At 42.8% G+C, this 26,542-nt stretch carries 18 protein-coding genes; 5 read left to right on the top strand and 13 right to left on the bottom strand.

Annotated elements, in window-relative coordinates; all coding sequences use genetic code 11:
• Positions 1-104 precede the first annotated feature (104 nt).
• From FS818_RS08040 to FS818_RS08030, 3 genes are all read left to right on the top strand, one after another.
• Positions 105-959, top strand: coding sequence for an AraC family transcriptional regulator (locus FS818_RS08040; RefSeq protein ID WP_186375436.1), 855 nt, complete (start codon positions 105-107; stop codon positions 957-959).
• Entirely contained in the window at positions 953-1,933 is a 981-nt protein-coding gene (locus FS818_RS08035) for a BtrH N-terminal domain-containing protein (protein ID WP_145331192.1), read from the top strand. Before FS818_RS08040 ends, FS818_RS08035 begins: the two co-directional genes overlap by 7 nt.
• Before the next feature lie 80 nt (positions 1,934-2,013).
• Positions 2,014-2,802 carry a nucleotidyltransferase domain-containing protein gene (locus FS818_RS08030; protein ID WP_145331190.1) on the top strand — a complete coding sequence of 263 codons (789 nt, stop codon included), beginning with the start codon at positions 2,014-2,016 and terminating at the stop codon, positions 2,800-2,802.
• 146 nt (positions 2,803-2,948) lie between these two features.
• Here FS818_RS08030 and FS818_RS08025 read toward each other — a convergent pair whose 3' ends face one another.
• The 5 genes from FS818_RS08025 to FS818_RS08005 form a co-directional block, all read right to left on the bottom strand.
• On the bottom strand, positions 2,949-3,701 hold the full coding sequence (locus FS818_RS08025) for an SDR family NAD(P)-dependent oxidoreductase (protein WP_260989867.1): 753 nt from the start codon (positions 3,699-3,701) through the stop codon (positions 2,949-2,951).
• Positions 3,702-4,113: 412 nt separating this feature from the next.
• Positions 4,114-5,103, bottom strand: coding sequence for an alpha/beta hydrolase (locus tag FS818_RS08020; RefSeq protein ID WP_145331188.1), 990 nt, complete (start codon positions 5,101-5,103; stop codon positions 4,114-4,116).
• A 199-nt stretch (positions 5,104-5,302) separates the two neighbouring features.
• The gene (locus FS818_RS08015) at positions 5,303-6,532 is read right to left on the bottom strand and encodes a cytochrome P450 family protein (RefSeq protein ID WP_145331185.1); all 1,230 of its coding nucleotides are present in this window, start codon (positions 6,530-6,532) and stop codon (positions 5,303-5,305) included.
• Positions 6,533-6,696: 164 nt separating this feature from the next.
• Positions 6,697-9,537, bottom strand: coding sequence for an alpha-L-rhamnosidase (locus tag FS818_RS08010; protein WP_145331183.1), 2,841 nt, complete (start codon positions 9,535-9,537; stop codon positions 6,697-6,699).
• A 58-nt stretch (positions 9,538-9,595) separates the two neighbouring features.
• Positions 9,596-11,239 carry a type 2 periplasmic-binding domain-containing protein gene (locus FS818_RS08005; protein WP_145331181.1) on the bottom strand — a complete coding sequence of 548 codons (1,644 nt, stop codon included), beginning with the start codon at positions 11,237-11,239 and terminating at the stop codon, positions 9,596-9,598.
• Positions 11,240-11,418: 179 nt separating this feature from the next.
• Between FS818_RS08005 and FS818_RS08000 the strand changes: the two genes are divergently transcribed.
• Positions 11,419-13,107 carry a histidine kinase gene (locus FS818_RS08000; RefSeq protein ID WP_186375435.1) on the top strand — a complete coding sequence of 563 codons (1,689 nt, stop codon included), beginning with the start codon at positions 11,419-11,421 and terminating at the stop codon, positions 13,105-13,107.
• Positions 13,108-13,203: 96 nt separating this feature from the next.
• Here FS818_RS08000 and FS818_RS07995 read toward each other — a convergent pair whose 3' ends face one another.
• From FS818_RS07995 to FS818_RS07970, 7 genes are all read right to left on the bottom strand, one after another.
• A complete protein-coding gene (locus tag FS818_RS07995; protein WP_145331176.1) occupies positions 13,204-14,907 on the bottom strand; it encodes an extracellular solute-binding protein in 1,704 nt (567 codons plus the stop codon).
• Between the two features lie 19 nt (positions 14,908-14,926).
• On the bottom strand, positions 14,927-15,802 hold the full coding sequence (locus FS818_RS07990; RefSeq protein ID WP_145331174.1) for a carbohydrate ABC transporter permease: 876 nt from the start codon (positions 15,800-15,802) through the stop codon (positions 14,927-14,929).
• A gap of 11 nt (positions 15,803-15,813) precedes the next feature.
• On the bottom strand, positions 15,814-16,743 hold the full coding sequence (locus tag FS818_RS07985; protein WP_397351726.1) for an ABC transporter permease: 930 nt from the start codon (positions 16,741-16,743) through the stop codon (positions 15,814-15,816).
• 185 nt (positions 16,744-16,928) lie between these two features.
• Positions 16,929-17,642: an alpha-L-rhamnosidase-related protein gene (locus tag FS818_RS29075; RefSeq protein WP_222128809.1), complete on the bottom strand. Its 714-nt coding sequence runs from the start codon at positions 17,640-17,642 to the stop codon at positions 16,929-16,931.
• Between the two features lie 13 nt (positions 17,643-17,655).
• On the bottom strand, positions 17,656-19,527 hold the full coding sequence (locus FS818_RS07980; RefSeq protein WP_222128808.1) for a family 78 glycoside hydrolase catalytic domain: 1,872 nt from the start codon (positions 19,525-19,527) through the stop codon (positions 17,656-17,658).
• A gap of 27 nt (positions 19,528-19,554) precedes the next feature.
• Complete coding sequence (locus FS818_RS07975; RefSeq protein WP_260984737.1) at positions 19,555-21,090, bottom strand: NAD-dependent epimerase/dehydratase family protein; 1,536 nt, start codon at positions 21,088-21,090, stop codon at positions 19,555-19,557.
• Between the two features lie 37 nt (positions 21,091-21,127).
• Positions 21,128-23,584 carry a glycoside hydrolase family 3 C-terminal domain-containing protein gene (locus tag FS818_RS07970; protein ID WP_145331172.1) on the bottom strand — a complete coding sequence of 819 codons (2,457 nt, stop codon included), beginning with the start codon at positions 23,582-23,584 and terminating at the stop codon, positions 21,128-21,130.
• A gap of 199 nt (positions 23,585-23,783) precedes the next feature.
• On the opposite strand from FS818_RS07970, the gene FS818_RS07965 reads away from it, so the two are divergent.
• Complete coding sequence (locus FS818_RS07965; RefSeq protein WP_145331170.1) at positions 23,784-24,983, top strand: helix-turn-helix domain-containing protein; 1,200 nt, start codon at positions 23,784-23,786, stop codon at positions 24,981-24,983.
• Positions 24,984-25,102: 119 nt separating this feature from the next.
• On the opposite strand, the gene FS818_RS07960 is transcribed toward FS818_RS07965, so the two are convergent.
• Positions 25,103-26,512, bottom strand: a complete 1,410-nt coding sequence (locus FS818_RS07960) for an MFS transporter (RefSeq protein ID WP_145331168.1) — start codon at positions 26,510-26,512, stop codon at positions 25,103-25,105.
• Between the last annotated feature and the right edge of the window lie 30 nt (positions 26,513-26,542).

Raw genomic sequence — 26,542 nt, 5'->3', positions numbered from 1 at the left:
ATAGAGTGATCCAATATATGGTTGAATACGCCAAAAAATACAGATATACTGTCCGTAAGCAGTGCTTCCTACCAAATGACTTACGAAGCGGAGGAAATCTGATCATGCACGATTCAATCGTATTTAGAGAAGAGTATTTTTTTGACTCCTTTAGCCCCGTCCATTTGAAGCTGACAAAAGAAGAGCCGTTTACGATGCTACATCACCATGATTTTGTTGAAATCGCTTATGTATATGAAGGAGAAGGGCTTCATCAGATCGGGGATCAATGTATTCTGGTTTCCAAAGGTGACTTGTTTGTTATCCCCCCTGGTGTATCACATGTTTTTCAACCACTGGATTTGAAAGAACAGGCCCCGTTATATATTATGAACTGTCTCTATAAGCCGTTTTTGGAGAAGTCATTTTTTCGTGGAGGACTCACCTGGTCAATGTTCGTCGAGCGGCGTAATGAATTTCGCAATGTATTCAGACAAATGTTACATCAACAGGAGGCTCGTACCGCACCATATTTAGCTGCTACTCAATGCCAGTTACTGAGTAAACTATTCTACATTCTCTACAATAGTAATCAGCATAAACTGTACAGAAAGACCGAGATCAAGAATTTTTCAATACACCGAGCAATTCAATATATGGGAGCCCATTGTAGGGATACACTCACACTTGAAAAAATAAGCAAGCTTGTTGCAATGAGTACAAGAAACTTTCAACGAATGTTTAAAAAAGAAACGGGTATCAGTTACATTCAGATGTTACAACACATTCGTATGTTATACAGCTGTAAACTGCTGGAGTATTCAAACTGGAGTGTTCAAAAAATTGCTCAAGCCATTGGCATTGATGACATGAAATATTTTTACAAATTATTTAGAGAACACTATGGAACTACTCCAGGGGCATATCGGCAGTACATAGGTGGTTCTGCTGCACTACTTCGGGAGGATAAAACATGTTAGATATACAACCACTCAAAAGTTTCGATCCCCCCTTTCAAGTAACGTCTTGTATTGATGATCACTTCAAAACGGTTTCTAATTGGCTAGGTAGAGATATGAGAACGATGTACGCAGATGCATGTGTCTTTGAGTACGATGCTGATTCACAACAACTTTTGCTAGATCGCATCGTCTATCCCCGTTTAAACCTGAGTTATCTGAATACTTATCATGGTATACAAGTTGATTTTAGAGACAGAAATTTCAGTGGGACTACGCTGAACAGCAGCGAGGATGAAAAGCCATTTCTAGACATGTTGCAGGCAGAGTTAGATGCCGGCATGGCTGTACTGGTAGGTATTGATGTGTACTATTGTCCATGGTCTGACGGGTATCTCAAAACGCATGCACGGCATTCCTGTCTTGCTGTAGGCATAGACCAGAAAGACCAGAAAATAATGTTGGTGGATGCGTATTACGGAAAAAAAAATATGGAGATGGAGCTCCAATTGTTTTTAGACATCTCATTTTACTATGCTACCTTTAGTAAAACAGATCCCTGCTTTTCTCACAACGATTGGAAAGGACTGCTATCTTCCAGTTTATATGATCAAACGAGCGTCCCAACAATGCAAAACAGTATTCGGAACTTAGAGAAATTTGCCAAGGCTTATTCAGAGGAAGGAATCATTATTTCAGATCCAAAAGTAGATACACAACACGCTATCTTTCAATGGATGAGGTTTTCATTGGCCAGACTTAGATATGCGTCATTTATCTTTTATTTACATGAACTATCTCAGGAAGACATGCTCCACACGATTGGAGGACAATACTTGGAGCTTGCTAGAAGATGGGATGCTATCATGCATCAGTCCATCAAAAGTAGTTTTTCCGGCGATCCCGTGAATCAGCGTCAGAAAATATATAATAAAATGCTCTTTATTATTCAAAATGAGAGTGAATTGCTTAATCAACTGCAGGATTTGGCGTAATCCACTATATATCTTATCCGTTCGCTTCTGTAAATTTGAAGTTAGATGAAGTTATCAAATCATACAGGAGTGATTTTTTTATGTTTCAGCATCATCAGATCGCATTGAATCAATTGGTCGAGCTTTTAAAACCTGATCCTACGATCAGAGCCATTATAACGGCGGGCTCAATCGCTCAAGGTAAAGCCAGAGAAAACTCGGATATTGACGTTTACATCGTCGTTACAGATGATTCTTTTGAAGAGAGAAAATTGCAGCATCAGCTATCATATACCAATCATGAGATCTGTGATTATCCTGAAGGGTATATTGACGGCAAGATTATCAATTATCGTTTTTTGGAACTCGCTGCTGCACAAGGCAGTGAACCTACAAGGTATTCTTTCTTGGGTTCTAAGGCCGTGTATTCAACCATTCCGCAACTGGATGAACTTCTTCAGCGAATCCCTGTGTACCCGGAGCACAATCGCGAGAAAAATATAATGGATTTTTATGCGGAAATTTACTTGCACGCTTTCTATTTTGCTGGAGAAGCCGTCAAAAAAAACAATCCTTATCTGCTCTCCCATGCTGTTAGCAATTTAGTTTTGTTTGCCGGTCGGGCAATTCTGGCGATAAATCACCAGTTGTTTCCCTGCCATAAAGGTCTGATGAATGCCGTCTCTGAAGTAACGAATAAACCGGAAGGTTTTGTAGAAATGACTAATGATCTCATCGCTCATCCGAATTACGAAAAATGCATGGATTATGCCAAGGTCTTGCTTGCATTCTATAATCCCAACATTGCATTCGAGCAAGCGCTTACTATTTTTGTGACCAACAATGAATGGAACTGGATCGATCAGGAACCGCCTCTAGCGGATCGTTAAACAGAATTTACGCAGTATGAAATTTTCGAAATAACATCGCCCATGGTTAGGTATCGAATTCGAACAAACTAAAAGGCCATCGCGTTCTGAGAGTGATGGCCTTGTGGGTTAATTGTTGAATGCTGTTGAACGTATTGATTTAGGTGTTAGAGCGTAAGCCCGCCGTCTGCTACAATTATGGAACCCGTCATGTAGCTCGATCCATCTGATGCGAGGAATGCCACAAGCTCAGCAAGTTCCTCGGGATCGGCATAACGTCCAATACGCATATTAGGGAATTCTTCCGGCATATAGTCGCTATCCTGAAGCATTTGTGGCACAGCTGCTGTGAGTGAAGTTGCTACACCTCCAGGGCATATCGCATTCACACGAATTCCTTTCCTTACGTATTCAATGGCTGCTGCTTTTGTTAAACCTGCAACACCATGTTTACTTGCTGTGTACGCAGCCAAACTGTGCTCTGCGCGGATTGCCGTTGTGGAGGCTGTGTTAATCACATGGCCATAACCTTGTTGATCCATCACCTTGAGCGCATGCTTCATACCGAGGAAAATCCCCTTCAGGTTGACATCAATAATTCTCGAGAACTCGTCCGATGATATTTCATGGAAGGGTTGGAATTTTTGGATAATGCCAGCATTGTTAAATGCTACATCAATCTTGCCAAACGTTTCTACCGCTTTTTGAATATAGTTCTGAACATCTCCTTCTTTGGATACGTCTGCTTGAATAAAAATGGCTTCTCCCTCCTGCCCTTTCACCAGTTCAAGAGTTTCATTTCCCGTAGCTTCATTAAAATCAACCAGTACTAATTTAGCTCCTCTTGAAGCCATAAGGACTGCACTTGCTCTACCAATGCCACTACCCGCTCCCGTAATCGTAATTACTTTCCCAGCCAGAGAATCTGATTTTTTCTTTACTGTTTGATTTGCTCTCGAAGCCTCTTCTTCTACAAAAGTTACATTAGCGAGATCTGCTTTCAATGCAGCCAAAATCGTTTCAGGCAAATCTACCTGAGGAATAGCGGCAAGTTGGTCAAGTGTAAAATGGGAAGCCATTTTGAAGGAAGGTTCGTTAATAAATTCTGGCAGATGTTTGGCAAGAAGTGCAGTTGCCTCCGCGTTATTTAATAATTCCGAAATTTTGATGTTCTCATTGTAGTTAGTCATGTGATCCTCCATGTGGTTGGATTTTTCTATTTTTAATAGTGTTGCTATCATTGCAATATGAATACTATCATTTTATGTCGAAACTTGCAATCCTTCAATTTATATTGGAATAGATGAATGTACTTCGCTGTTATAGCGGTTTTTAAGAATGAAATACCGGAATTTGTCGCAGAGAATCATTCAGTTGTATTTTCTTTTCTTTGTTTAATACGTCCCCTGCATATTCTATAATTACACCCAGTGGTACCCCCATGGCATCCGGATGAGGTTCCTCTCCAATCTCCGGCATAGCAGCAAGAATCAACTTTTTACAGCTGTCATTCTTCCATAACGCCCCTAGTTTTACATCCAGGCTATACTCCAGCACCTCTTCCTCAGGTAAATGCTCGAGATCTGCAGCAAATTCTCCGAATACACGGGTCATCCAGTTTGTACATAAACCAAACCATTGTGCAACGGAGGGCTCCACCATGCTGATCAGACCCATTGACGTTTGTGGACGGGCAAGGGACAGTCCATGAGTACCTGCAGGAAAAATATGCATCTCAAAAGGTACGTTTTGGCGAGTCAAAGCATCAGCAAACGCAAGGGAGTTACGCACAGGTACGAGCTTGTCATCAAATGTATGGAATATAAATGTCGGTGGTGTCAGCTGATCCACCTTCTGATCTACACCTGAAACAGGGACTGGAAAAATCGCACTCATTTCTTCGAGAATACAAGGATAGCCAAGAATCAAAGCATCAGGACGAACAGAACCCATCGTACTTAGTGCTGCAGCCAAATGTCCACCTGCGGAGAAACCGCAGACAGCAATTTTTTGCGGATGGATGTCCCATTCTGCACTATGTGTGCGAATTAACTTCATGGCCTCTTCTGCATCGTTCAGAGGTCGTGGAAACGCAGCATCTTGATTGAGCGAATAACGTAAAATAAAAGCCTGATATCCCTCGGCCAAAAAGGCCATCGCAATCGGTTCAGCCTCCCGATCAGAGCAGGCTCTGTACCCTCCGCCAGGGAGGATAAGTACCGCTGGCCGCTGTTTCATATTCGGCATCTCGGGTGATGAATCCAGCAGATAGGCAGTCAGGGTAACATTTATATTGCTCAAGTCATACGATAGAACTTTCATATACGTGCAGGTCTCCTTTTTTATAAATGTAGTTTCAAGAAAAAGGGATACTTCCATTGTAGATTTCAGGGAGAGGCTCTGCTATAACGCTATACAAAGATAAAATAGCGAAATCAAAAGAAATCATTCCAAACAAAAAAACCGCGTGATCGCGGTTCAATTGCAGTCTAACGACCTGTATGCTGTTGAATATACGGATTCAGAAACGAACCGGGAATTCATACAATCCACGAATAATCATGCCGGGGCGCCATTTTAATGGTTCGGGCTCCTCCTTGAATTGAATATCCGGCATTCTACGCAGAAGTTCATGAATTGCAATTTCTCCTTCAAGTCTGGCAAGTGGTGCTCCAAGACAAAAGTGAACACCTTTACCAAAAGCGAGGTGGTTGTTTACCTTCCGTGTGATATCGAATGTATCCGGGTCAGGAAAGTGAAGCTCATCACGATTCGCTGAAGAAAAGGACACAAACAACATCTCACCTTTACGAATGTGTTTGCCACCGAACTCCACATCTTCTGTAGCCCAGCGAATGTTACTCACTTCAGCAGGGCCATTGTAACGCAGAATTTCTTCGATAGCTGGCCCTATAAGTTCAGGCTGCTCCAACAATAATTGTTTCTGTGCTGGATTTTCGATCAAGGCTAACATACCGTTTCCAATCAGATTCACAGTCGTTTCATGCCCAGCGATAATTAATACAAATACAAGGGCATATAATTCTTGCTCGGATAAAACATCCCCTTCTTCCTCGACAGTAATGAGATCACTGATTAAGTCTTCCTGAAGTGACTGTCTTCGATCTGCAATCAGTGTCTGTAAATACTCTACAAATGCACGCATGACTTGATCACTCTGTTCGTTCAGCTCGGGATTGTTGAAGCCTTCCATAATGATGTTGGACCATTCGCGAAATTGAATCTGATCTTTGTGAGGCACGCCCAACATTTCACAGATGACGATGATCGGTAAAGGGAATGCGTAGTCCTCGATCAGATTCATCTCTCTCTTCCCTTTTGCCAAAACCTGATCCAGTAAATCGTTGCTGATTTCATAGATGCGGCTCCTTAGGCGTTCAATCATACGTGGAGTGAATGCTTTTTGGATTAATCTTCTTAATCGGCGGTGATCCTCAGGGGAGACACTGAGCAAGTTGCGTGAGATGATTTCCTGATGAGGGGGGACGAAACCATCGGACTCTTGCACATAAGGAGGATTGGTTACAAAACGCTGATGGTCTTGCAAAATCGTTGAAACATCCTCGTAGCCGGTTACTAACCAGGCAAAATGCCCGCTAGGTAAAAGGAAACGGTGAACAGGGTCATCCTTTCTCAAATGCTCGTATACGGGGAAAGGATTCTGAATAAATGCTTGATTCATAAAATCAACTTTGGATTGATACTCGTTTTTATTTCCATGCGTAAACATAACTTCACTTCTCCTTCTCAAAATGATAGTTATAATATCAATACGATATAAATTCTATCACGCACGTATACAACTTTCAAATTTTGATAAATTGATCATTTTTTGTATAGAAAAGCGCACAAGAATATGTTGTGCGCTTAGAATAATCGATATTAATCAAGGTTTTAAATCAGTTGAATCGTCATCAACTTGAGATCTAACTTATCCAGTTCTTCCTCCGGTGTGTTGAACGAAGGATAACTGGACAGCTCACATATGCTTGCTTCCCCCATAGGGCCAATGATTGAAGGATCCAAGGAACCAAGCGTAGGTGAAAGCTCTTGTAGCATACTCCGGCTCTCTTCATTACGAAGCAACACATTGAGAGGTGTGCGTGTACTCAGTGTTTCTTTGTATGGAGTAGAAGGCATATAATTAAAGTCGTAATTGCCGCTGGCTACTTCAATGCAGACTTCATGGTCACCCTGTAATACCGGAAGACCGGCATCTGATAGTACAATCCCGTTCATGATGACATGGTCAATAATTGCGCGTGGCAGCTTAATTGTTGCTGTCGCATTAAAGGGAACGGAGAAGCTTAAATACAATTTGCCTTGCTCGTCAAATTTCCATTCACTTCTGTAAGCTCCAGCTGCCGTATCAATGTGGGCTTTTATCCATTGAATTCTGAAGTCTGGCATTGGCGCAAGCACGGTATGACGGAAACCAGGCCGATCTTCAGCTGGATTGATGCCAGCCATGTGACGATACATCCATTCCACGATCGCACCGTAAGCGTAGTGATTCAACGAATTCATACCGCTTTCGCTAATGTTCCCATCGGGTAAGATGGAATTCCACCGTTCCCAAATCGTTGTAGCTCCTAAATTAACGGCATACAGCCAGCTTGGGTAATCATCATTAAGCAAGAGTGTGTAAGCCACATCATTACTTCCGTGTGCTGACAGAACACGATTCAAATATGGCGTGCCAACAAACCCGGTTTTCAGATGGTTTTGATCTTTGCGTAAACGCATGCGAATATCTTCCTCAATTCGCGCTATATACTGTTCGGGTATGAGATCCATATACAAGGCGACCGCATATGCGGTTTGCGTATCCACTGCCAAACGCCCGTTTGCTGTGAAAAATTCATTTTGAATGGCTGCTCTAACTTCTTGGGCCAGCTTTTCGTAGGAGGCGGCAAGTTTATCGTGGCCAAGCACCTTCGCGGCTTTGGCAACGATGTCCGAGGAGTACGCGTAATATGCAGAAGCGATGAAGAAATTATCTGTCCCGCCCATCGGGGAATCGGGATTATCCCCGTCTAGTGCCAACCAATCACCAAAGTGGAAACCCACTGTCCAGAGACGTGTTCCCCCAGACTCTTCGTCTGAACGTTTGATGTAATCTACCCATGCTTTCATGCTATCAAATTGTTGCTCCAGGATGGCCTTATCTCCGGAATGTACATACGTATTCCAAGGAATAATCGTTGCCGCGTCTCCCCAAGCGCTTGAGCCACCGCCCTGCACTCGGCCCACAGGAACGACCATTGGAACCATTCCATCCCGACCCTCCTGCTCTTTCCACAAATCATAACCATATTTATTGAAAAAAGCATACGTGTCCATATTGAAGTTAGCCGTGCCTGAGAAGACCTGTGCATCTCCAGTCCAGCCCATACGCTCATCCCGCTGAGGGCAATCTGTAGGCGTATCCAGGAAATTTCCCTTTTGCCCCCAAAGTGCATTTTGGAACAGACGATTAACGCCGGCGTGACTGGTCTCTAAATAACCAATGCGATCCATATCGGAGTAAACCACACAGCCTGTAAAATCATTCAGATCCAGATCCCCAGGCCATCCTTCTACCTTGACATAGCGGAAGCCGTAAAAGGTGAAGTATGGACGGACAACGGCTTCCTCACCATTTGCGGTATATACGTATTCCGCTTTGGCTGACCGAAGGTTCTCACGAAAAAAGTTCCCTTCCTGCAATACTTCGCCGTATTGTAAGCGAATCATTGTTCCGTGTGGTGCTTTAGTGCGGAATTGAAGCCAGCCGACCATATTTTGTCCCATATCAATCACGGTTTCACCTGCTGGTGTGGTTAGGACAGATACAGGGTTTATCGTTTCCTTGATGACTACCGGTAGACTTCTTCTGGCTTGAAGACGTTCATATCCCAGATCGGTTTCACGAACTGAATAGGTTTCACTCACGTCCAGTGTGGCATCATAAATTTCTCCATCATAGATGTTGCCATCCAGTACATGGGAGCGAGTGGCGTGCCAAGACAGGTCCGATGGAATGACTTCTTCCGTACCATCGGCGTAAGTAATCACGAATTCCGACAACAAAGCAAAATGATCCCCATACAAATTGGCTGTTGTGTCACCTTCGAAACCAAAACGACCCTTGTACCAGCCGTTACCCAGGCGCACATCCACGGAATTTGTACCTACCCGCAGCAAATCTGTAATATCGTATGTCTGATATTGCAGCCATTTATGATATGCATTATAATGCGGAGTCAGATATTCCTCCCCTGCTTTGACCCCGTTTAATTCCAATTCATAGATGCCCAAACCGCAAATGTAGGCTCTTGCCTCCGTAATTGGACCTCTTAATTCGAAGCTTTTTTTCATCACGGGATGAATATCCCTGTCCAGATCAGGTGTTATCCACGTGGCCGTCCAGGATTCATCCATTTTTGCTGTTTCAAACCAGGCAGTTTCACTAACGGCCTGTTCCCCACGTTCATTCCACACGGTAACTCTCCAGAAGTATCGTGTCCGTAGAGCTAATTCCAAATTTGGCGAGTACGCAAGTGGATTGATATCCTGTTTCTTCCCGCTGTTAAATACGAGCTGTGAAAAAGATTCATCAAGAGCGATTTCGAACTGTGCCGCAATTTGTTTCGTTGCCGTAGTATCTGTAACCATGTAAGAAAAGCTTGGATTGGATATTTCGAATCCTAGTGGATTGGAGATATGATTTGTTTTTAGCTTCGTAACCTTCATCTTTGTAACCTCCTGTGTCAATTCGCGTAATCCACTGGAAATCATTCGATGTAATGATCTAGTCTCCCGTGGATTGATACCACTCGTTTACTTCTTTTGTAATTTGTCTCCCGCCGGAATTCATCCACTTTTGTACAAACTCATCAAACGCAGCAAGTGGCTCCTCTCCATAAATAATCGAGTTGAAGGTTTCGATTTCAATTTTTTGCAAATAGGTGTTTCGAGCTTGCATTGTTTTGGTCGGAGGGCCTTGAAACAGATTACTGCGATCAATGTGCCTCTGTTGATTCTCCACAGCATCTGCCTGCATGGCAGGAAATTGTGTTTCATCCTTGGGGTCGATCCCCATACTTAGTAATATAGCGCGATCATGGGAATTGAGAGTTTTACCTTGGCCCATTTTCAGTGATGCTGCTTTGATTCGGGAAGGATAACTCGCATATTGTCCCATAAGTGTGTACTTATACGTGCTTACTTTTCCTCCAGGAATGTCCTTGCTGTTGCTATTTACGGATCCATCCGAGTTGATTACATAATCGTACCCGTTTTGATAAGCGCTAAGATACAAAGGATCATCGGTTATTGTAGCTTCGTATAAATAGTTCTGATACTTGAAGAATGCCTGTAAAGCTTCTTCTGAGATATGCCGGCTTATCATCAAAGCTCCACTGTATGAGTTTCCTTTTAAGCGAGCTACGGTTCCGTCCATTCCAACGGGAATTGGATAAGGTACAAACTCGGCTGACGAGTCCTTGGCTTTTAGTTGTTGGAAAGGATAGTCACCAAACCATCGGGGGCCAGCAACCATACCTACTTTTCCATCAATGATGTTCTGATTCACTTGGCTAAAGTCTTGAAGTGCTAGGTTATTACCAATGTAACCTTTCCTTTTCCATGATTTTAATGTCGCAAGCGCCTGTTTAATCTGAGGCTGGACACTTCCATACACGAGTTGGCCTTTTTCATTTTTGCTCCATATACTCGGGATCGCTCCATATGCACCGAATACCCATGAGATATCCCCTATCGGTGAGACGACGTACTGGTCTTTAATTGCAAAATCAATACCGTACGTGTCTTGAATGCCATTTCCGTCCGGGTCATCATAAGTAAAGGCATTCATGACCGTTTCCAGTTCGTTCAAATTGTTAGGAGCTTTGAGATTCAAGTGCTCCAGCCAGTCCTTGCGAATCCAGAGAACGGACTGTGATGCTTGCTCCGTAATGATCGGAATAGCCATACGCTTTCCATTGATCTCAAAAGGTTTCCAGGCTTCTGGCACTTCTGCCATTGCTGCTTTCCATGTGGGCGAAGCATAACGCTCCCAGGCTTCTCCTGCATCCAGGAGTTTTCCTGAAAGCATAAACGTGTTGACCGTATCCATCACATTCGACGTAAAAACATCAGGTAATACGTCATCGGAAGATAGCATTAGCCGAAGCTTCATATCATAGTCTTCAGCTGGAGCACTCCATTTTGTACGAATTTTTACACCGAGTGTGTTATAAGCCCAGCGGATGTGTACATTATCTGCAACATTTTCGCCGTTTTTATAGACGGTGGTCGGTTCATTCATTTTGACTGTTGTCAGCACAACTGCCGATTTATCGGGCTCAAGTTGTGGCGTCTTAGGAGTACATCCTGCAATGAGCAGGATCAGCCATAAGAATGAAAGAGAAAGATAAATTGGTTTCCAGTTCATACAAATTAAGCTCCTTCATTATCATCATATTGTGCCAGTGATTGAGTCTAAATAACGCTTTTTCAACATTACATAATTCATTCTTAACCTTACTTCCATATGTAAGTTAAATGGGTTGTAATTCAGAAGTGAGAAGCCTACAATTAGGTGAATTTAGTTCTTGGCAGGGGGATTTCAGATTGAGAGAGAAATACAGAACATTTCTGAGTATGGTAGCAATTACGTCTATTATGCTTGTTGCCGTTCTTATCATGTATACCTTTTCGGTTCAATCCAGTCTGGATACGGTGCAGAAGGATATTAAAACGAATAATCTCAATCGTGTGCAATTTGTAGTGAATTCGCTGGATCAAAGCCTGGACCGGTTAAACATGTTATCCATCTCGATGGAAACAGACAATTCCATTGCTTTGTTACGTTCTGTTGACGTGATGAGCTCCTACGAGCAGGTACAATTAATTCAGAATATCGCTACAAAAGTTAATCTGCAAAGTTTGTCAGAAGGATGGAACAACAAAATCTCCATCTACTCTATACTTTTGAAACAATGGATTATTTCTTCCGAGATGGGCATGAAAGCTCCTGTTTTTAACTCCAAGAATTCAGGATGGCATTACGATGAAGCCTCAGATAAATACTACAAATATAAAGTGATTCCTCAGACTATTATTCGACTCGAGTTCCCTCGAAGTAACCTTGAAGATATTGTTGAGAACTCTCATCAGGGAGAGAATGAGTCTGTATTTTATAATACTAACGGGAATTCCATCACACGTAAGCAGGCCAATCCGGTAACATCTAATATTGTAAAGGAGATCGCAGCTCATCTTCAACCAACTTCCGGTTCTGAAACCGTGTCCGTAAAAGGTGAAAAATATATCGTGAATTATGTATATTCTCACCAACTTGGATGGTATTTAATTGACTTCATGCCGCTTGACAGAGCTTTACAACCTATTCGTTTCAGTCAGTTCTGGTTCTATGCTTCTTGTATCATGCTGTTTATAGCAGGAACTACAATCATTGTGGTTCTCTTCCGTAAAGTTCAGATTCCAATCCTCGCTTTGTTGAAAGGTGTTCGACTTTTGAAGCATGGAGACTTCTCTTATCGAATACAGCGGGAGAGCAGTAACGAGTTTGATTTTTTATATGGACAATTTAATGATATGGCTGGGCAAATCGAGGATCTGATTGAAAAAGTGTATAAAGAGAAAATTGTAGCAAGGGAAGCCGTGTTAAAGCAGCTGCAGGCTCAGATTAACCCTCATTTTCTGTATAATTGCCTTTTCTTTATCAACAATATGACGCGATTGGGCAATGAGGAAGCGGTGACAGCCATGACACAAAATCTGGCTGAATATTTCAGGTATACGACGCGATTGGACGAACCTATGACAACCCTGGAAAAAGAGATGGGGATCATACGCAACTATCTTAAAATTCAGAGCTTACGTATGGATCGGCTCTCCTATGAGATTGAAATTCCGGAGGAATTAAAGACTGTGCCGATTCCGAAACTGCTCATTCAGCCTTTGGTGGAAAACAGCATCATTCATGGTATTGAAAAAAAGCGTGATTCTGGCCTCATACGCATCTCAATAAAACGTATTGAGCATGGGCTCTGTATCAGGATAGATGATGACGGAAAAGGAATGAGTACGGATGATATCCTTGCACTTAAGGCCAGAATTGCAAAACCTCCGATCGATACGTTGGGATGTGCGCTCTGGAACATTTCGGAACGCCTAAGAATACATGATCCTGTCCATTCACATCTCGAGTTTGAGCAAAGCCCGCTTGGTGGTCTGCGCGTCCAGCTGCATTGGTCTCTTGAACCACAACCAAGTGAAAACATGGATGAGCTATGAAATTGACCTCATGGATTCTCCTCCGTTTAACCAATAATTCGCATCAAAACAAAGGCACCTGGATTGTTTTAATCCAAGTGCCTTTTCTCTGGCTTATTATTGCTTCACCGTGTCATACCACTCATTTACTTCCTTAATAATTTTATCTCCTCCAGATGATTTCCACTTTGCGACAAATGAATCGAATTCATCGACGGGCTTTTTGCCATAAATAATTTCAATATAGGAGTCGATCTGCATTTTGGTTAATAATTCCTGCCTGGAAAGCATCGTTTTGGTAGAAGGACCTTGGAAATACTCTGGTACATCGATATCACTTTGATCCATGGCAACCAGCAAAGCTTTTGAAGAAAAGGCCTCCAAAGGATTTGATGTGTCATTGCCAAGAATACCTGTTGGTGCCAGTGCAGCTAACTCTTGATTACTCAATGTTTCGTTTTTAGCCATTTTAACATTGGCTTCCAACCGTTTGGAAGGATACACGGCGTCCGAGCCCGTAATCGTGTATTTCATCGTTGAAACTTTGCCACCTGTAATTTTACTCTCATCCATAACAGCTTTGCCATTCTCAATCACATAATCGTATCCATCCTGAAAACCCTTGAATAGCAATGGATCATCTGAGTTATATGCCTCGTACAATGCATTTTGATAATGGAAAAACGCCTGTAGAGCTTCTTCTGAAATATCCTTATTGATCAGGATCGCACTCGTGTATGGATCCGCGATTGTTCGCATGTTTTTTCCATCTGCTCCCTTAGGAATCGGATATGGATTATAAATCGCATTGGGATTGGATGCCAGCAGCATCGATCCCGGATAAACCATCATCCAGTTTTCTCCGCCCAGCATACCCACTTTTCCGGAGGCAACGTTCTCGGCTACTTTATTAAAATCGTGCAGAGCAATGTCACTCGCAATGTATCCCTTGTTCATCCACTCATTGAGTTTGCTCAAACCTGACTTGATCTCTGGTTGAATGGATCCATACTTAAGGTTACCATCGGTGTCTGGATACCAGCGTTCCGGTATAGCTCCAAACATTCCAAAGAACCATGAAGTATCACCCATAGGTGAGCCGACAACTTGATCTTTCATCGCAAGTTCCAGAGCTAAAGTGTCTTTTTTTCCATTGCCATCAGGATCTTGATTCACAAAAGCATCCATCACCTTCTCTAGCTCATCCAATGTCGTTGGCGCTTTAAGGTTTAACTTATCCAGCCAATCCTGTCTGATCCAAAGTACAGACTGTGTTCCAGCCGTAGGGCGAAGTACCGGTATGGCAAATTTTTTGCCATCCTTCATGAACGGATACCAAGCTGTTGGCTCCTCTGCGACAGCTGCTTTCCAGGTATCCGATGCGTATTTGTCGAATGCTTCTGTTACGTCAAGCAATTTTCCTGAGTCAATAAAAGTATTGATTGTGTTGGATTGGCTTGAGTTAGCTACGAATAAATCAGGCATCTGGTCCCCGGAAGACAACATTAGCTTCAACTTGGTGTCGTAGTCTACTGAAGAGGATGTCCATAACGTTTTCATTTCTACGCCGAGCGTATCTTTGGCCCAGCGGGTATGGACATTGTCCATGTAGTTTTCACCATTTTTGAATTTGACTGTAGGGTCCTCGCTTCTTACCATTGTTACCGATACCGCAGGCTCGATTTTTCCATTCACAATCGTAATTTCTTTTGCAGGTCCATTCGATTTGGCTGCCTCTTCTTTATTGCTGCATGCGGCTAACAGACTAAAACTCATCGCAAGAAGTAGACATCCCCAGATCATTTTTCTTTGTTTTTTCATGCTCTTTCCCCCATGTGAATTATTCTTTTACTGCACCGATCACAATCCCGGCTGTGAAAAACTTTTGAAGCACAGGATAGATGAGCAAAATCGGTATTGCCCCAATTAAGACCTGAGCTGCCCGAATAGAACGATTGTTAATCTTCGCAATGTCATTCACATTGCTGGCATCGACAACCGGTACAGCAATTAGAGATTTGAGGAGCGTACTGAGTGGAACATTGTCTCCCCTCATATAAATGGAGCCCGCAAACCATTCATTCCAGTCGTTCACCACCATAAATAGTCCTACGGTTGCAAGGACAGGCAAGGATAGCGGCAGAAACATGTTGAAAAATACCTGCCAATGATTGGCTCCGTCCATAAAAGCAGATTCTTCGATCTCCTTCGGTAATGCTTTGAAGAAATTCATGATGAGAACGAGATAAAAGACATTGACCAAACCTGGAAGCACAAGTGCCCAGATGGAATTATACAAGCCAATTTTGGTGACGAGCAGATAGGTAGGAATCAGACCGCCATTAAACAACATGGCAACCACAAACAGGCCTACAAACAGGTTGTATCCAGCAATGCCGTCTCTCCCGCTGCCTTTGGATAACACATAAGCTGCCATACAGTTGATCATAAGTCCAAGTACCAGGCTTAACACCGTACGCTGTATTGAAATCCATATCGCTGGCAGGAAAACCGGGTTTTCAAGTGCTTTCATGTAGGAGTTAAAGGTGATATTGATCGGAAAAAAAGTAACTCTGTTTGCCATAACGGCTTCTGTTGAACTTAGCGATATCGCAACAACATGAAGCAACGGTATAACACAAATTAGTGCCAGTAATATCATGAGTACATTATTAAATGTCTGAAACCAGCGCTGAGGCGTAGACATCACTTGCATAAGATCCCACCTTAGAAAATTTTATAGTTAGCTACTTTGTAGGCAATCCGGTATGCACCCAGAATTAAAATCAGACTGACGATGGACTTGAATAAACCGATTGCAGTAGAGAAGCTGTAGTTGCCATCAATCAGACCGATCCGATAAACAAAAGTATCGATGATATCACCTTTTTCATATACCAGAGGGTTATATAAATTAAATATTTGATCAAAGCCTGCATTCAGTATTTGACTGAGTGAAAGTGTTAGTACCACAGCTATTGTTGGAATTAGAGATGGTAAAGTGATATGCAGCATTTGTTTCCATTTGCCTGCTCCATCAATCTGAGCTGCTTCATACAGTGCTGGATTGATTCCAACTATGGCCGCGAGGAAAATGATGGAACCATATCCGAACTCTTTCCACACTTCACTCGATACCACTGTAAACAGAAACCAATTGTTATCACCTAGAAAGAAGATGGGGTTGAGTCCTAATGCCTGCAGTGCCTGATTAACAAGACCGCTGTCCGGGTTAAGAAGCTCAATAAAAATGCCGCCTAGAACAACCCATGAAAGAAAGTGTGGGAGAAAAACAAATGTCTGAACGGTACTTCTTAATACTTTGCGGCGGACTTCATTAATCAGCAGTGCAAAGCCCATCGTCGAAATAAAACCAAAAACCAGTTTTAACACCGCGATCCGAAGTGTATTCCAGATGACTTGCACGCTGTCTGGATATTCAAATAGAAATTTGAAATGTTCCATGCCTACCCATTCGGATCCCGTTATCCCCAGATAAGGTTTGTAATCCTGAAACGCCATGACTAGTCCGCCCAGGGGCATGTAAACAAATACAAGAACCAATAGTACGGCGGGGCTTAACATTAGGTAGAGCTGCCAGCGATCTCCTCGTCTATTGATTTTCATTTTTTCCTTTTTTGGGGCTGCCAACTCCATATGAGACCTCCTCATGTCTGATGTAGAATAGTATTGCTGGATTTATTGTAAGCGCATACAAGTCTGCAGGATATAATGCAATACAAAGGATGAATAGCGTTTTCTTAACTTATAGTTGAAAATGCTTATCGTAAAAAAGCCGCCATACCGGCGACTTCATTACGTATATCGTTCTATGGGCCAACCTAATGTACGACAGGCTGCTCTTTATAACTATTTTTGGCAAGAGCGTTTGTACTCAAGGAGCATTGAAAGCTGTGCTGTCCACTCGTCAAAATGTGTATCTCTCCATTGGGCATGTGCAAAGAGCATGTTGTAGAAACGGGAACTGTAACCTCAACATGGAATAGATGTTCATCCCGTTTCCAGTCTACACTTGCCAGGCCGTAAGGTGTAACTGTAGAGGCTTTAGCCCATGTAATACCTCCGCCAATCATAGGAGCGACTCGGAAAGTCTGATATCCGCCACTGGTGGGCTCCAGACCTGCCAGCCTTTTATAAAGCCAATCGCCCACAGCTCCATTCGCGTAATGATTAAAGGAAACCATTCCTCCATTCGATTCTTCTGCTGACTTATTGCCGCTTAGTTCCTCAATATTTACAGTTCCATCAGGTCTGAGTGCATCCCAGCGTTCCCAGATCGTTGTCCCTCCAGCCTTCACCTCGTATAGCCAGGATGGACATTCCTCCTGTAACAGCAGTTCATATGCAGCGTCAAGCTGTCCATTGTCAGAGAGGGCAAATAGCAGATAAGGGGTTCCGGTAAAGCCTGTTGTAAGGTGATTTCCAGCTTCGTGAATTAATCGAGTCAAATTATTCACCATTTGCTTTGTTTCCTCACCTTCCGTCATACCAAAATGAAGGGGGAGCACATAGGCCGTCTGAAATTCTTCTTTCATCTTCCCCTGTTTATCAGTAAATACATTCCGGTACGCGGTAATAATTTTTTTTTCTTAAATCGTAGTAATAGGATACATCTTCGGTGTGACCTAGAATGGAAGCAATCTTGGCCATAATGCCACACGAGTTAGCGAAATAAGCGGTGCCTACCCATTTTCCTTTTTTAATCCATGCTTTGGCATCTCCTTCCGGTGCAGCCCAGTCGCCAAAATGGAACGGGAAACGCCAAACATAACGATCTGCAGGCGAGACGGCTAGGAAAGAAGACCACCATTTCGCTGCTTTTAGAAATTTCTTCATGGAATCATATTGTTTTTCAAGAACCTGTTTATTGCCGCGTGCCAAGTATTCAGCCCAAGGGACCAGAATACTGCTGTCTCCCCAGCATGAATTAGCCATTGCAGGCCAGTGATCTCCACCTCGGGGAATAACCATAGGAAATCCGCCACCTTTGGATTGCTCTGCACGCATATCCATCAACCATTTATCAAAGAATCGGCTCATGTCAAAGTTAAAACAAGCTGTTGAAGCAAAAACAGCAATATCCCCTGTCCATCCCTGACGTTCATCCCGTTGCGGACAGTCTGTTGGAATATCAACAAAGTTGGAGCGCCCACCCCATCGAATGTTACTCTGAAGCTGTGTTAACAGTGGATTGGAACATGAAAAATGACCAATCTCCTTGAAATCAGAATGCAATACGTAAGCCGACAGTTCAATCTGGTCCGGATCTATCCCGGTCAAACCAACATAACGAAACCCCATATAAGTCAACCGAGGTGAATACGTTTGTTCTCCTTCCACACAAACATATGTCGCAGCAGCCTTCGCGGTACGCAAAGATTTTACGAACAGCTCCTGATCTACCAATACTTCAGCATGTCGGAACACAATCTTTTGATTGTGTTTTCCTACAATTTTGGCTGTGATAACGCCTGCAAAGTTTTGACCAAAATCATAGATGATTTCACCACTCGGTGCTACTGTGCGGGATACCGGTTTCAATTCTTCCTGTACACGCACGGGCAGGCCATACTGAGCCAATAGTTCCGGATTTTTGCGAGGGCGGGTTACGTCTACCGGCTTCCAATGTACATGGTCAAGATTAATGGTGGCATCATAATGTTCCCCGTCATACCATTCTGCTATACGATAGTTTCCATCCAGAGTAACTTCCCACGTTGGATCAGTAACGATTAAATCTGATGTACCGTCTGTATACTCGATGTACAATTCCAGCAATAATGCTTGACGATCAGCACTAATTTTATTTTTGCGAACATAATTAAATGAACCGACAGCCCATCCCCCTGCTACTACAGCTGTGACTGCGTTCGATGATTTCAGTTGATGTGTAACATCATAGGTCTGGTACTGGATCTGATGATCATATGAAGTAAACCCTGGAGCAAAGTAATCTTCTCCCACCTTTTCACCATTCAGAGCAAGTTCATATACCCCCAGTGCCGTTACGTTTATCCACGCCCTTGTCACCGTCCGCGTGAGTTCAAAGTTACGGCGAAAAGTCATAGGTACAGGAGAAACCTTTTTAGGGAAAGCGTAGGACATATCGGTAATCCATTGAGCAGACCATTTTGTACCCATTCTGCCTGTCTTGAATAAAGCAAAATGCTCTGCCTGTTCTCCACTGGTTCCGGTTGCTATGATCCTGACATGATATTCCGTATGCGGTTTTAGCGGCCCGGTGTAAAGATTGTTAATCTGATCTGAGGTGGTCACACGCCAATCACCAACTTCAATGACGGCTTCATGCAACCTTTCTCCAGCTCGATCCGAAGAAAGTGCAAACGAAATCACGGGTGCATGATCTGTAATACAGCCGGATTCCAATCCGTTGATCTTTATGGAAGATAGCATTAACATTGAGGTCACTCCTGCCTTGTCAAAATATTACACATCCAGCTCGGAAACTATTTTTTTGTAAACTCTGGTCTCAGTCGGAGCATGTAACGGAGTCCATACTTGTGCAAAAAATGGATCTACTTTTGCACGTTCAGCATAATTCCAACTCTCACGTTCACATTCAGGGCACCAATGGCCAGCATGCAGCACCAGTTTCGGACTGGCTTGGAATGTATGTCCAAATGCACACGTAAAACTCAATTTATTTCTCCAGTTTCCTTTTTCCATCTCTGAGGACAAACATTGTCCTCCCCGAAATGCAGCGGCTGACTTTACATCATCAATTCCGAGATCCCGCTCAGGTTTGGTGTCATCGTATCCATGATCAATATGAACTACGGTGTTCCAGTCTTCGAAATGCTGGAACTCGCTTAATTTATCAGGGATGCTGTTCCATGCCTCTTTGCTACCCCAATACGCATCAATGTGGTCTTCCACATTTTCTTCAATAAACCGCAATGTGCCATGTTCCGTTCTGGCCGGCTTTTCAAACATTTTTTTCATGACAGTTCCCATGATTCGTTCCCCAAACGGCAGTTTACACAGAATTTTTGCTGCCGTTGCCTGAGAACCCAGATTTTCAAGGTAACAACGATAAAAATAATCCATCCCGTCCTGACGGAAATGCAAATAATCGTTTAGCTTGTCCGAATCGAGGTAGTACTGTCCGTGAAAATTACGAGTGGCATACCATTTCGGATTAATCACATGGTCAAGGTTTTTGAAACCAATTGCCCCGTATAGTTTTTGGTACATCTCATAGGTACTGACACGGCAGGATTCCCCGCCTCCTATATTGTAAACATGACACCAGAAATCCTCTGGCAGCTTGCCTGTAAACTCATAATTGCACAAATTCTCCATCATTCTGCCGGAGTCACGATCGGATACATACTCCAGGACGTTGTCCAGACAGTTGTGAAACATAATCGCATCCATAATTTTACTCATGGCGGGTCCCATAATTCCGGTTTGGCGCAGGCTTACCCAATATTTGAGCCCGGATTCAATCACAAGACGTTCGGCTGCGATTTTAGAAACGGCATAATAGTCAAACATGCTTGGTTTAAGGGGATCACCTACTCGTCCCCAATGGATAGGTGGCATGCGATCGCCGGTCTCTGCGATGGTTCCGATAAATACCAGCTTGGTATGGTCCTCTTGGCCATGTTCGTATATAGCACTTACCAGATTTTTGACGGCACCGTAATTAATTTCCATAGCTTTCTTGGGGAAATAATCTGCAGCAGGCGATACAAATGCAGCAATGTGAAGAATCAAATCTACGTCTTTGACACATTCAAGCACTTTTTCATAGTCCAGTATGTCTCCATACTTTATCGTTACTTCTTTTAACTCTTGATAAGGCTCCAGGGCCTTGCGATCCTTTTCCGTATCCAGACACAACGTAACAATGTCATACAGATGGCTGTCTTTGATCATTCTTTTCAAGCTTTCCTGTCCCATGCCACCGGATGCACCAGTAATAAAAACACGTTTTTTGCTGATCATGGTCTGACTCATGTTGTTTCCTCCTGTATGTTCGTGATTTAAGATATAGTCAATTCTGGTCCTTCGGCAGAGGGGCCAAACGTTCTTTTCGAAGCATTCGTTTGATGCCTTGCATGATCTGACCATTCAGTATGTCAATCAGCCCGGCTGCGATATGGTAGCCAAAACGGCCTGTACTCGATACCGACATGGAACGAATGCTGTTGTTCGGCATCATTTTCATCAGAAACATGCCATTTTTGCGCTGCATATCCCGCTCTGGACCTTCAGGCATCTTCTGTGATCGATTGAACTGTTTTTTGCCAATACCGATAACAAATGTATAAAATAAATTTCCTATAAAGGATTCCCGCAACTCATCCAATCTGGAATCCAGCGTATATTTCGTTAATTCTCTGTTAGTTGATTCTGTTGCTTTCCTGCCAAGTAGAATTTCAAATTCTTCCATGCTCACTTGGGATAACAAATGGGGAGAAAAGTAATGCTTTAATTGTTCACGAGAATACGGGCTTGCAATAACAGGCTGGCTGGTGATAGAAATGCTGGCTGACAAGCGAATATCTGCTACGGAAGCAGCAACCAAGACCTGATAATCCCCATTTTCTACAACCCACTCTTTCCGGTCCACATGATAGTAAGCGAGATCATTTAGAGTAAATTTCATTTTCACTTGCTTTTTTTCACCTGGCTTCAAATATACTTTGCCAAAAGCACGAAGTTCCTTGGTAGGCTTAAACACATCTGAGGTTGGGTTTGCAACATATACCTGTACGATTTCTCCGCCCTCCATCTGCCCTGTATTCGAGATTTCACATGTGACGATGAACGTTTCTGAATCTTGCTGGATTTGCAGCGATTCATAAGCAAACTGTGTATAACTAAGTCCATGACCAAACGGATAGCGTACACCTTTTCCTTGCAAAAAATCATAATAGCGGTAGCCTACATAGATGGATTCCTTGTAAAGCTCTGACTTCTGCTGCACAAACTGTTCACCAAAGGGTACGTCTGTATAACTGTTCATCCATGTCTCAGCGAGCTTTCCGGAAGGACTTTTTTCTCCGAAAAGGAGTTGAGCCGCAGCTTCACCTCCCGCTTGACCAGGCAAGTACATATTCAAAATTGCATGAACCTCATCTTCAAAAGGCAATTCGACAGGTGAACCCCCAAATAATACAAGAACAATTTTTTTGTTCAGCTGGACCAGCTTGCGCAGGAGAGCAAGTTGATTAGCAGGTAATGTCATCGACTCCCGGTCATAGCCTTCACTTTCTGTATAATCGGTTTGTCCTGCGAAGAATAAGACAACATCAGCCGACTGCGCCTTTGCCATAGCTGAACTAACATATTCCGGTTCAGATTCAAACTCGGACTCTCTGTAGCCACTTGCATAATCGTATCGGATGCCGCGTTGATCAAAAGCAGTTTTTGGCGAAGTAAGCTTGCTCGGGTTGATCAAAGAGCTTCCGGCCCCCTGAAAACGCATCTTCTCAAACAATTCACCAATGACAACATAGTTTTGAGATGGATCTAATGGCAGGATGCCGTCGTTTTTCATAAGAACAGCACTATCGGCTGCGATTTCACCTGACAGGTTATGATGTTTTTCTCTGTCAAAAGCAAGGCCGTACTGAATATCGTGTGTACGCCGAATCAGATTCAAAATATTGCTCACCGACTGATCCAGCGAAGAAATCGGTAATTCACCACTATCAACTGCATCTATAATTGACTTTCTAAAATATTCGCAATCACCTGGCATCTCCAGATCCATTCCCGCTTTAATGCCATCTACCCGATCAGATACTGCACCCCAGTCACTGATCACCGCACCATCAAAACCCCATTCTTCTCTTAGAATTTCAGTCAATAGTCTGTGATTTTCCGAGCAGAAGATACCATTGATTTTGTTGTATGCACTCATTACAGTTACCGGTCTCGTGTCTTTGACAATTCGCTCAAATGCTCTGAGATAGATCTCACGTAATGCACGCTCATCCAACACAGAATCTCCCATGAAACGATAATTTTCGTTGTTGTTTACAGCGAAATGTTTCAGTGAGACTCCAATTCCCTCATTTTGAACTCCCTCGACAAAAGCAATGCCCAGAATTCCCGAGAGGTAAGGGTCTTCAGAGAAGTATTCGAAGTTTCTGCCGCACTTGGGATTTCTTTTAATGTTAACCGCAGGACCAAGGAGAACATTAACCCCGAAATGGTGACACTCCTTCGCAATAGCTGCACCCATCTTTCGAATATTATCCGGGTTCCAGCTGGCAGCAAGCGTAACTCCTGTGGGAAATGATGTCGTCTCCTCACTGTTGTTTAGACCGAGATGGTCTGCCTTTTCTCCTTGTTTGCGTAAGCCGCAAGGCCCATCCGTCATATATATAGATGGTATGGATAATCTCGGGATTGAATTTGTTTTCCAGAAATCCACACCAGCCATTAAAGCCGCTTTTTCTTCTACCGTCATACGTTCAATTAGTTCATTAACGGTCTGCATGATTCTTCTCCCTTCGCTACGGATGCATTAGTTAAGATTTATTGTATTCCATAATGGAAGTGCTATCTTTCATATATGTACTTCAAATTTCAGATTTGTTCTTAAAATATATTGACTGTCTCGGACGAGTTTGCTATTTTGAAATGAATAATTAGAATGCTGGCACTCCATTCATTCGTTTATACTGGAGGAAATTTTGTTGAAGAGCTTACAAAAAACATTGAAATTTCTATACCAATCTACATTGATTCCGACGTATTTGTATAACCATCAGCACCATAAATTTAGTCATCCTGCTCAGAGCGAATTAACTCATCCGCCACTTGAGTATCTCTCTGAGCTTCTGCTTTCACACGAAGAGGTTACATATTTGTCTACTTCCTTCTTTGCTTATTATGGTGCGATCAAAGTTAGCTCCCTTCCGGGCCATGTCATTCTTGTCGGACCCGTCAGTCAAACACCTTATTTGAAAGACACACTGCGTATCGCTAAAAAAGCCTTTGTCGTTTCCGGTCAAGATGAAGCAAACTTCGAAAGTTTTCTAAAGCAGATCATACCAATGCCGCTGCAGCAATTTCTAAATCATCTTGTGACCATTCATTATTTTGTGAACGGCCAAGAGATGAGTTACTTGGACTTACTTCAAAAGAATTCAATGAAGGAAATTAACAACGAGCAAACAAAACGAATTTACGAGAATAAAGAAAACTTATATTTTAACAATTCCTACGAGATTGAAAACCGGATGTGTTATTACATTGAGAACGGTAATGAGGTTGGCCTTAAACAATTTTTGGAACAGCCATTTATGGTCCATGAGGGTATGACCGCTGGCAACACTATTCGTCAGACGAAAAATACGTCTATCGTTGCGATTGCACTGGCTACACGAGCCGCCATTCGAGGTCAATTAGACACAGAAGTTGCTTTTCAGTTATCCGACCTCTATCTCCAAGAGATTGAACAATTATCGACTCCTGAATCCATTCAAAATTTTATGAAAGAAGCATTGTTTAATTTAGCCAGGAGGGTCCAAGCCGCAAGGTACGATACAGAAAATGACGTAAGCATGCGAAGTCTGATTCAATATATTTTTAATAATGTGCATCAGAATTTGACCGTTGATCACGTGGCAAAACATTTCGGTTACAGTCGTACCTACCTCTCAACTACTTTCAAAAAAAAGATCGGTAAAAGCCTGCATCAATTTATTATGGATTGCAAGCTAAAGGAAGCTCAAAATTTGCTTGTTTATACGAACAAACCAATTAGCGAAATCAGCAGCTATCTTTGTTTTTCCAGCCAAAGTCACTTCCAGACCGTATTCAAAAAATCCTTAAATATTACACCTGCTCACTTCAGGCAGCAGAGCAGCCATGGTGTGCGTCAGAATAAATAATCCTAATATTGCATTAATTATCTTGAGTCAGTAGAGTTTAACTTCTAATTTGAATGTATTTAAAACGGTTTACAACAAAAGAAGCTTTCCCTTATGGGAGAGCTTCTTTTTCTAATGAATCAGGCTTGTTTTCGGGCATCCAATTCTTGAATGATCTTAGGATATTCTTTATCAAGCTTATATTTATACAAGGCCACAGCAAGAATAAGCAAAATGAAAATAGGAACGTAAATGTTCAGGGCAATAATCGCTTGTTTAGCTCCTGCTCCCTGTGTAGCAGCCTGCTCGACATATCCTCCTAATGCAAGCAGCCAACCGATCATAGCGGTTCCAACTGCTGTTCCTACTTTGGAACCAAATGCGATAACACTATTGGTCAATCCAACCAGACGTTTATTGAACTTCCATTCCCCGTATTCGATCGTATCCGTCGTCAGAGCTGTACCCACGGCCATAAGCGGAATCGTGCCAAGAGCCTGAAAGATGGAGCAGACCAGTCCCAGAATAATGCTTTCCGGTGAGATCAGTCTGATCACAGCCGCGATTAACGCTATAATAATGCCGCCCAAGGCTGTATTCCGTTTCCCAAAACGTTTGATGAAAGGTCCAGAGAGTGAAAACCCGATAATAACGGGTATCAAACCGATTGCCCCCATCAAACCAACCAGGCTGACATTTCCCCAAATGTATTTGGCAAAATAGCTTCCTGCGGCTACGTTAAGAGCAAACAAAATATTTACAACTGTCATCACGATGAGGATTTGAACCCAGTACTTATTTGCAAACAACATTTTAAGGCCTTGTGACAGCGGAACTTTATCCTGGAAAAAACCAAGTTCATCCAATTGAACATTATTATACTTTTCTTTGTTGGATAAAAAGGCAACGAATATACCGATGGCAGCAACGGCAGCAAATACACCGGATAAGATCGTCCATTCCTTTCTTCCTCCCCCCATAGCTGTTACCACGGGAATGAAAGCAATGGCAACAATCATACCGGACAAATATCCTCCTGCGGAGCGGAAAATGCCCATCAATGAACGTTCATAGTTGTTACGTGTCGTTAGTGCCATCAGGCTTGAATAAGGAATAGATGTTGGTGTATATACGAAAAGATAGAAGATAAGATTGGTCACGACAGCATATATAATTTTTCCTGTCGGACTGATGTCGGGAACAGAAAACACGAGCAGCAGCGAGACGAACATCGGGATGGTCATCCAACGAAGCCATGGACGAGCCTGCCCGTATTTCGACTTGGTGCGGTCCACAAGCACTCCCATTCCTACGTCTGCAAACGCATCCAATATTTTAGTTAACAGTAGTACTGTACCGACAATTGCAGCGGATACACCGACTACATCGGTATAATAATACGTAATTAAGCCAAGCAAGCCGCTGGAGATGTTAAGACCAAATTGACCCATGGAGTCTCCAAGTAATCTGCGTGTCGGGATTTCTCGTTCAGGTTGATTGGGCTTAACGTTCTCGGTTACGATGGGTTGTTTGTTTACTATGGTTCCCATGCTGTTTCCCTCCGGTATCTGGTTGGTTTA

The organism is Paenibacillus xylanexedens, from assembly GCF_007680605.1.
GTDB lineage: Bacteria > Bacillota > Bacilli > Paenibacillales > Paenibacillaceae > Paenibacillus > Paenibacillus xylanexedens_B.
This window is presented reverse-complemented; position numbering and strand designations above follow the sequence as displayed.

Bases quoted from the DNA above. Each gene is read 5' to 3' on its own strand.
- FS818_RS08040 (WP_186375436.1), top strand. From the start codon at position 105: ATGCACGATTCAATCGTATTTAGAGAAGAGTATTTTTTTGACTCCTTT.
- FS818_RS08035 (WP_145331192.1), top strand. From the start codon at position 953: ATGTTAGATATACAACCACTCAAAAGTTTCGATCCCCCCTTTCAAGTA.
- FS818_RS08030 (WP_145331190.1), top strand. From the start codon at position 2,014: ATGTTTCAGCATCATCAGATCGCATTGAATCAATTGGTCGAGCTTTTA.
- FS818_RS08020 (WP_145331188.1), bottom strand. From the start codon at position 5,103: ATGAAAGTTCTATCGTATGACTTGAGCAATATAAATGTTACCCTGACT.
- FS818_RS08015 (WP_145331185.1), bottom strand. From the start codon at position 6,532: ATGTTTACGCATGGAAATAAAAACGAGTATCAATCCAAAGTTGATTTT.
- FS818_RS08010 (WP_145331183.1), bottom strand. From the start codon at position 9,537: ATGAAGGTTACGAAGCTAAAAACAAATCATATCTCCAATCCACTAGGA.
- FS818_RS08005 (WP_145331181.1), bottom strand. From the start codon at position 11,239: ATGAACTGGAAACCAATTTATCTTTCTCTTTCATTCTTATGGCTGATC.
- FS818_RS07995 (WP_145331176.1), bottom strand. From the start codon at position 14,907: ATGAAAAAACAAAGAAAAATGATCTGGGGATGTCTACTTCTTGCGATG.
- FS818_RS07990 (WP_145331174.1), bottom strand. From the start codon at position 15,802: ATGCAAGTGATGTCTACGCCTCAGCGCTGGTTTCAGACATTTAATAAT.
- FS818_RS07985 (WP_397351726.1), bottom strand. From the start codon at position 16,743: ATGGAGTTGGCAGCCCCAAAAAAGGAAAAAATGAAAATCAATAGACGA.
- FS818_RS29075 (WP_222128809.1), bottom strand. From the start codon at position 17,642: ATGAAAGAAGAATTTCAGACGGCCTATGTGCTCCCCCTTCATTTTGGT.
- FS818_RS07980 (WP_222128808.1), bottom strand. From the start codon at position 19,527: ATGTTAATGCTATCTTCCATAAAGATCAACGGATTGGAATCCGGCTGT.
- FS818_RS07975 (WP_260984737.1), bottom strand. From the start codon at position 21,090: ATGAGTCAGACCATGATCAGCAAAAAACGTGTTTTTATTACTGGTGCA.
- FS818_RS07970 (WP_145331172.1), bottom strand. From the start codon at position 23,584: ATGCAGACCGTTAATGAACTAATTGAACGTATGACGGTAGAAGAAAAA.
- FS818_RS07960 (WP_145331168.1), bottom strand. From the start codon at position 26,512: ATGGGAACCATAGTAAACAAACAACCCATCGTAACCGAGAACGTTAAG.